The sequence below is a fragment of the Flavobacterium sp. UBA4854 genome, from assembly GCF_002399805.1.
In the GTDB taxonomy this organism is placed as follows: Bacteria; Bacteroidota; Bacteroidia; order Flavobacteriales; family Flavobacteriaceae; genus Flavobacterium; species Flavobacterium ginsengisoli.
The window spans coordinates 1-4893 of sequence record NZ_DHEI01000110.1 but is presented as its reverse complement, the minus strand read 5'-3'; the positions used below and the strand labels follow the sequence as shown (position 1 = coordinate 4893).

The 4893-nt window shown below is 30.8% G+C and carries 7 protein-coding genes; all 7 read left to right on the top strand.

Annotated elements, in window-relative coordinates; all coding sequences use genetic code 11:
- Positions 1 to 175: 175 nt before the first annotated feature.
- Entirely contained in the window at positions 176 to 862 is a 687-nt protein-coding gene (locus B3J44_RS16560) for a lysoplasmalogenase (RefSeq protein WP_286969750.1), read from the top strand.
- 20 nt (positions 863 to 882) lie between these two features.
- Positions 883 to 1335, top strand: a complete 453-nt coding sequence (locus B3J44_RS16555; protein WP_286969748.1) for a 2-dehydro-3-deoxyphosphooctonate aldolase — start codon at positions 883 to 885, stop codon at positions 1333 to 1335.
- Between the two features lie 143 nt (positions 1336 to 1478).
- Entirely contained in the window at positions 1479 to 1799 is a 321-nt protein-coding gene (locus tag B3J44_RS16550; protein WP_286969747.1) for a hypothetical protein, read from the top strand.
- Between the two features lie 156 nt (positions 1800 to 1955).
- Entirely contained in the window at positions 1956 to 2423 is a 468-nt protein-coding gene (locus tag B3J44_RS16545) for a hypothetical protein (protein WP_286969745.1), read from the top strand.
- A 238-nt stretch (positions 2424 to 2661) separates the two neighbouring features.
- Positions 2662 to 3480 (top strand): 3-deoxy-8-phosphooctulonate synthase, encoded by an 819-nt coding sequence (gene kdsA / locus B3J44_RS16540; protein ID WP_095927741.1) that lies wholly within the window; start codon positions 2662 to 2664, stop codon positions 3478 to 3480.
- Positions 3481 to 3499: 19 nt separating this feature from the next.
- A complete protein-coding gene (locus B3J44_RS16535) occupies positions 3500 to 4405 on the top strand; it encodes a hypothetical protein (protein ID WP_286969744.1) in 906 nt (301 codons plus the stop codon).
- 99 nt (positions 4406 to 4504) lie between these two features.
- On the top strand, positions 4505 to 4893 hold a 389-nt coding region (locus B3J44_RS16530; protein ID WP_286969743.1), incomplete at its 3' end, for a YiiX/YebB-like N1pC/P60 family cysteine hydrolase.

The window sequence follows — 4893 nt, the reverse complement described above, 5'->3', positions numbered from 1 at the left end:
TTGTAATCTGCATTATTGGTTATTATGGTGATTGGTTTGGTTTAAATCGTGTAATTCCGATTAGTAATTATATTATTTTTACCTACCTGTTTTTATCATTTTTAATGACACTTTATTTTGTCAATTTTGATTTTAAAACCAACCAAAACCAATATATCAATTCATAACCCCTATTATGAGAAACTCATCTTTTTTTAAAATTTATTTAGCCTTTAGTATAGTTTATCTAATTATACTACTTTCGGGCTACGAGCGTTTTGATCTCTTTCTCAAACCCATTTTAATACCAATTATAGGCTTTGGCGCTTATTTTTACAGAAAATTTCCAACTCAGAATATTTTATTGGCTGCGCTTGTACTTTCTTGGCTTGGAGACGTCATTTTGCTTTTTACAGATTTGGGCGAGATTTACTTTATCTTAGGTCTCGTATGTTTTTTAACAGCACATATTGTTTACTGTGTTCTATTTAATAAACAGAAAAGAATTAGAAAAAGGCAAAACAAACCACTTTTTATATTCGGAAGCGTCTTAATAGCATTTTATTTAATTGGAATGGTTTCTGTTCTAATGCCACATTTAGGAGATCTTGAAATTCCTGTTTCTATTTATGCTTCTGTAATTTCAATTATGCTATTATTTGCTTTTAATGGATTTTTGGTTTGGGAAAAACCAGGCAATCAACTTGTTTTTTTAGGTGCTATTTTCTTTATCATTTCAGATAGTATTTTGGCCGTAAATAAATTTTATACTCCAATTCCTAAAAGCTCATTTTTTATTATGTTGACTTATCTTCTGGCACAATATCTGATTGTAGTTGGTGTTTTAAAACTAAATCCAAAAAAAGAACAACAAGAAGTTTAACTTTCCCAACAACCTCAACCATGAAAAAAATAGCTTTTTTAATTGTTTTATTAATTAGCGCTTCTTCTTGCGTAAGCACAAAATCGACTTTAAAGAATGTCGATGACAATGCTCCTGATTTAATTTTGAAAAAGGATAATACCTTTTCTATAACACAATTTGCTAAAGATAAAAAGTACGGTTACGATCCCGATTATCCTATTAATATCTTTTTTCAGAATACAAATAACGAGGCTTTAAACGAAGTTCGTTTCTTAAATGCTTTAGCTGGTCCAAATGGAGAAAAAATAACATTTCACAGATTAGAGACCTGCTGTCCGTTTCCTACTAAGAGAAGCAATATGGGTGCTGGATTTTTAAATGTTTACGAATTGAAATGGGAAGGGCAAAAAAAACCTGTAAAGCTCTATTTAAATATTTATGAAAAAGGAATTTTGATGGTTCCTATGGGGTTGAGATTGAAGCAGAATTAAAGATTACATTCCACTTCTTTAAACAAAAATCGTTTAGAATTGGCAACAGTACTATTATTTGGATTTTGCTGAATAATTCTTATTTTTGTAATATATTTCTTTCTTTTAGTCTATTCCTTAAGTTATTCATCTACAATTATAAAATGCTAAATATATTACCTTTAATACTTATTATTTTACCAATATTATCCCAAATAATATTAGGGACATTTTCAATCTATAAGCCCACTTCTTTTAAATTCAGCATCATTTCTTGGATTAATTTTATTCTGCAAATTATACTCTCTTTTGTAGCTTTTAATATTGCCGATTATAATCTTGCAAAACTATATGAACCAAATCCTGTGAGATGCGGAATGCCACTTGTGGGAATGGCTGTAGCTTGTTTCTTTTTCCTTTTTATTCTGATTTTAGTTATCGTGATTCAGTTTTTGGCTAAAAGGTGGGCAAAAAAAAAGGTGTAATTATTTAACAAAATAGTCTTTTACCCTCTTTATTCATCTATTAAGGTACAAAATCTTAAAAATTTATGTCTTATTTTGATATAATTATAATTTATCGGACTCATTTAAAAAAAACTTACAGGTTACTTTTGCATTACAATTAATTACTTCTAAATAATGCATGAAATCCAACCTGGTTTTATTATTGAAATTGAATTAACTGATGGTAGATTTGGTTATGGCTGCAAATTTGACGGCGTAATAATTGGAATATATAAAATTATAAATTCCAAAAAACTACAAATTAGTGATATTATTCTAAATCAAATTGCAGTTTATATATCCATTAATAATTCTTATTTAAAAAATCGGCCATTCACAATCATTGGTAAAATCAATTTAGTAGGCGATGAAGTTTATCCTCCAGATTTGGCTTGGTATGCTGAATGGCTCCCAGAAGATAGTGTAAGAAGAAGATGCATTCGTAATAAACAGGGTAAAACTGAATACACAAATAAAGAATATTATATTTCTCTAGTTAAAAAAGGACTAATCATATATGTATTTAATAAACCTGAAAATCTGTTATTATGGTTAATTGAGAATTTAAATAACTGGCCAAACTATGCGATGCCGTTAGAATAAAAGGTTTTGCTAGTAAATCTTACATAGCCCCTATAAAAGCGGAAATCTTTTTTTTTGAGAAAGCCCATTTTTTCTGGTCGTCTCAGAGCGACCAACAGAAGCTCCTGCAAGGATTTAGAATAAGGATTGGAGAAAAAAAATTGAAGCAAATAGAAGGAATAGCTTCATAAAATAATCTTAAATCTTCATCCAAAACTCATAAATCATAACTACCTTTGCAGTGCAAAAAAATAATTTTATGAACTTACAACATATTCCACAAATTAAGCATACTGACAGCGGAAATTTCTTTTTATTGGCGGGGCCTTGCGCTATTGAAGGAGAAGAAATGGCTCTTAGAATTGCTGAAAAACTAGTTGGTATTACCGACAATCTACAGATTCCTTATGTATTTAAAGGATCTTTTAAAAAAGCAAACCGTTCTAGAATTGACAGTTTTTCTGGAATTGGAGACGAAAAAGCATTAAAAATCTTAAGAAAAGTTTCAGAAACTTTTCATGTTCCAACTGTAACAGATATTCATACTAACGAAGATGCTGATATGGCTGCTCAATACGTAGATGTATTACAGATTCCAGCATTTTTAGTTCGTCAGACAGATCTTGTTGTTGCCGCTGCAAATACTGGAAAAGTAGTAAACTTGAAAAAAGGACAATTTATGAGTCCAGAGAGCATGAAACACGCTGTTCAAAAAGTTTTAGACTGTAATAATGAAAATGTTATGGTTACTGACCGCGGTACAATGTTTGGCTACCAAGATATGATTGTTGATTTTAGAGGTATTCCTACTATGCAGCAATATGCTTCTACAGTTCTAGATGTAACACATTCTTTACAACAGCCAAATCAGACAGCTGGAGTTACAGGCGGTAGACCTGACATGATCGAAACAGTAGCAAAAGCAGGTATTGCAGTTGGTGTTGATGGTATTTTTATAGAAACACACTTTGACCCTGCAAACGCAAAAAGTGATGGTGCTAATATGCTTCATTTAGACTATTTTGAAGGCCTAATGAATAAGTTAGTTGCCATCAGAAAAACAGTTAACGCATTTTAAATTATAATACTTAAGTTCTTTGAAAACAAAAATTTTATTTTTCTTACTGATCTGTGTTTCTTTAAACACATTTGCTCAGGAAGAAATACCAGTACAAAAATATGCTGCACACAACAAAGGAAAATTCTTTGTAATGTGGGGTGGCAATAGAGAAAGTTACTCAAAATCTGATGTAAACTTTAGGGGCAAGGATTACAACTTTACAGTTGAAAATATGGCAGCTCATGACAAACCAAAAGGATGGCATGTTGATTATATTAATCCTGCTAATATGACAATTCCTCAGACAAATTTGAGATTGGGTTACTTTTTTAGCGATCATTACAGTGTTACAATTGGTGTTGACCACATGAAATATGTAATGGCACAAAATCAAATTGCAAATGTTACTGGAAACATCAATTTGCCTGCAGACGATCCTGCTCACATTTATAATGGAGATTACAACAATACTCCTGTCGATATGTCTCAGGGAGGAGCTAAAGAAGGTGGTTATGGCAAAGGTGAAATAAATGTAAACGGTCTAGCTTTTTTAATGTATGAACATACAGATGGTTTAAACTACATTAATACGGAAGTTGCAAGATTTGATGATATCTCGAAATGGTTTGGTTTACCAAATATTGATAAAGTTCAGATTAACTTAACTGAAGGTATTGGCGCTGGGGTTTTATATCCAAAAACTAATACTACGCTTTTAGGTAAAGAACGTCATGATGATTTTCACGTTTCTGGTTATGGTGTTTCTGCAAAAGCTGGTTTAAACATTACCTTTTTTAAACATTTCTATGTTCAAGGAGAGTTAAAAGGTGGTTATATTAACATGCCAGATATTAAAACTACAACAAGTAATGAAGACAAAGCGTCTCAACACTTTACTTATTTTCAACGAATTATTGCTGTTGGAGGTATATTTAGAATCTAATATTTCGTAAAATATATTTAGAAAATAGCTGTCATTTTATTTGGCAGCTATTTTTTTTATTATTTACTTTGTAACTCAAAGTACTTTAAATTATACTTTATGAAAAACAAAAAATATCTATTTCCCATTATTACTTTTTTCTTGAGCTTTGGTTGTGCCTTATTTGTAGCAATAAAAGTTTTTCCTAATAATCCGTTTACGGGAAATAAAGAAGAAGAAACAATAGTAAGCAAGTTTAAAGATGGAGATCTTATTTTTCAGACTTCAGAATCTAAACAATGTGAAGCAGTTCGTATTGCTACAAACTCAAAATTTTCTCACTGCGGAATTATTTACGACATTAATGGAAAATGGTTTGTTTTTGAAGCTGTTCAACCTGTAAAACTTACTCCGCTAGAAGATTGGATTAAACATGGAAAGGATAGCAAATATGTTGTTAAACGACTAAAAGATGATAGCATTTTGAAACCTGAAGTTTTGCAAAAAAT